The following is a 2,506-nucleotide window of genomic DNA, read 5'->3' as shown; positions in this document are numbered from 1 at the left end:
GGCCTGCATGCCTTCAGCCTGCAAGGCAATGGCCAACAGCGCGCTGGAGGCCTGCTCGCCGGTAGCGGCCAGCGCGTCGAGCTCGCGTCCATAGGCGTCACCCGTCCTGGCAGGCGCCAGTTCTTTGGCCAGGCCCAACAGGCGGTTGGTTTCGCCGCTCATGGCGCTGGGAACGACGACCATCTGATGGCCGGCCCGCGCCCACTTGGCCACGCGTTTGGCGACATTGCGGATGCGCTCGGTGGAGCCCATCGACGTGCCGCCGTATTTATGAACGATCAATGCCATTGCAGGGTTCAATCAGGAAGTTGTTGCAGATTTTTTGCGGGCGCTTCTTTTAGCGATCTGGCGGCAAAAAGCGCCGTTTGGCGGGCTTTTAGCGGCCCTTCTTCGCCAGCAAAGCCTTCAATTATACCTAGGACTACTACCTAGTTAGCCCGGCTTATCTGCCGCGGCGGTGTACTGCAGCAACGCGCCATCCCGTGTCACATGCCCCGTCGCCACCTTGAGGTGGATCTGGTGGCCGCGCGTGGTGCAGGCGGCAAGCTGCGACAGCAATTGGTCAAGCTGCGCAGCGCTGGGGGTGGCTTGCTGCAGTGTCAGCCAGTGGCGCAGCACGTTGGCCTGCCTGGGCAACGACAGCGCCTGGAGCAACTTGATCACCGGCGGCACGCCCACCGCAGCCAGGTCCTGCGCTGCCACCTCCACCAGCAAGCGCTGGGCCTGGGCCGCGTGTCGCGCGCTGCGCGCGAAGGTGTCACGGAACTGCGGGAAGGTTTGCGCCAACGCGGGCAGCAGGCGGGCCCGGATGCGGTTGCGGGTGAACTGCTCGTCGGTGTTGGTCGGGTCTTCCACCCAGGTGATGCCGCGCTCGACCAGCCAATCGCGCAGCAACGCCCCCGGCACTTTCAGCAGCGGGCGGTAATAGGTGAGGCCGTCACGCTCCCAGCGCTCCGGCATGGCTGCCAGTCCCGGCAAGCCCGCGCCGCGCGACAACGCCAGCAGCATGGTTTCCACCTGGTCATCGGCGTGCTGGGCAATTGCTATGTTTTTAATAGCTGGTTGCGCACGTCCCTCCTGGGCTGCAGCCCTGAAAGCCGCATAACGTGCCTTGCGGGCCGCATCCTCCGGGCTCTCGCCGGCGGCATGCCCGGCATTCACGCGGTGCACGGCAAGAGGCACATCCAGGTGCTCGCACAGCRCGACGCAACGGCGCTCAAAATCGTCGGCCGCGGCTTGCAGGCCGTGGTGAATATGAATGGCACTCACCTGCCCCGGCCATTTCTGCGCGCAGGCTACCAGCAGCGCGGTGGAGTCGGCGCCGCCRCTCAGCGCAACGGCCAGCGGCAGGCCTGGGGAAAATGCGGCAATCGCTTCAGTAACACCCTGCGCAGAGCCGTTCGCGGACCCGCTATGCGCCACGGTGGCCCACCGTGAAATCATTACGGCCGGTTTTGTCTTCTCCGCGCAGCAGCCACAATGGGCGCGTCGCAAAACTGACGGCCACGCCGGTCTTGCCGTCGGCCGGGCGCAAATCACGGTCAAACAGCGAAGTGCCAGGCATGTAGCGCAAGGCAACACCGGTACGGCGGATGCCGGATGTGTTGGCCTTGGCGCCGTGGATCATGTAGATGTCATGCAGCGACATCTGCCCGGGTTGCAACTCAAGGTCGACCGCCTCGTTCTCGTCGAAGCTGCCGTCGGCCATGCGCTGGTTCAGTGTCAGGTCGGTGCGGTCTTCGTGCAGGTGGGGGTGGAGTTGTTTGCCGGCGTGCGAGCCAGGGATCACGCGCAGGCAGCCGTTTTCACGCGTGCTCGGTTCCAGCGCCACCCAGACGGTGCAGTTGGCCAGCGGCCGGATGGGCCAGTAGTGGCCGTCCTGGTGCCAGGGTGTTTCATAGCCTTCGCTGGCGGGTTTGCAGAACACATGGCAACCCCATAGGACGACGTCGGGGCCGATGGCTTGCGCCACGAGGTCGACGATGTCCGGGTTCATGGCCAGGTCGAAAAAATCGCGGCTGCCGCGCACGCCCTCGTCGTTCTTGCCTTCAATATGGGCACTGACGAGTTTTTCGGGCCGCACGCCGGGGTTGTCGCGGATCAGGGTGTTGAGCGCGTCCTGCATGCGCCGTACCCACGCGTCGTTGAGCCGGAACTGCGGGATGACGTAGCCCTGCTCCCGGTAATGCCTGAGTTCCTGATCGGACAAGCTGGCCATGGTCTTGTTTGCTTCAGCCTGGCCGGCAAGCCTTATTTCCCGGCGTCTGCCTTCGTGTCGGTGAATCGGCCGTAGCTTTGCAGGCGCTCGTAACGGCGGTCCAGCAGTTCCTTGACCTTCAGGTCGCTGACCTGGCGGAAGGCATCGTTGAGGGCGCGTTTGAGGAACGCAGCCATCTGCTTGTGGTCGCGGTGGGCGCCGGCGTTCCTCAAACGCGCCCTCAACGATGCCTTCCGCCAGGTCAGCGACCTGAAGGTCAAGGAACTGCTGGACCGCCGTTACGAGCGC

Annotated in this window: 3 protein-coding genes and 1 pseudogene; all 4 read right to left on the bottom strand. The window is 64.7% G+C overall.

What is annotated here, in order from left to right; translation table 11 throughout:
* Positions 1 to 288, bottom strand: a 288-nt coding sequence (locus AC1D0Z_RS19545; RefSeq protein ID WP_477659839.1) for an amino acid kinase family protein, incomplete at its 3' end; no start/stop codon positions are given.
* Between the two features lie 144 nt (positions 289 to 432).
* Positions 433 to 1,443 (bottom strand): tRNA lysidine(34) synthetase TilS, encoded by a 1,011-nt coding sequence (tilS, locus tag AC1D0Z_RS19540; protein ID WP_477659838.1) that lies wholly within the window; start codon positions 1,441 to 1,443, stop codon positions 433 to 435.
* Positions 1,412 to 2,218, bottom strand: a complete 807-nt coding sequence (locus AC1D0Z_RS19535) for a phytanoyl-CoA dioxygenase family protein (protein ID WP_477659837.1) — start codon at positions 2,216 to 2,218, stop codon at positions 1,412 to 1,414. Before AC1D0Z_RS19535 ends, tilS begins: the two co-directional genes overlap by 32 nt.
* 32 nt (positions 2,219 to 2,250) lie before the next feature.
* A pseudogene (locus AC1D0Z_RS19530) lies at positions 2,251 to 2,418 on the bottom strand (acetyl-CoA carboxylase carboxyl transferase subunit alpha); the annotation flags it as partial.
* Between the last annotated feature and the right edge of the window lie 88 nt (positions 2,419 to 2,506).

The sequence above is a fragment of the Polaromonas sp. P1_E3 genome (assembly GCF_056405935.1).
The sequence above is the reverse complement of the archived record's forward strand: the minus strand, read 5'-3'. Positions and strand labels throughout refer to the sequence as shown.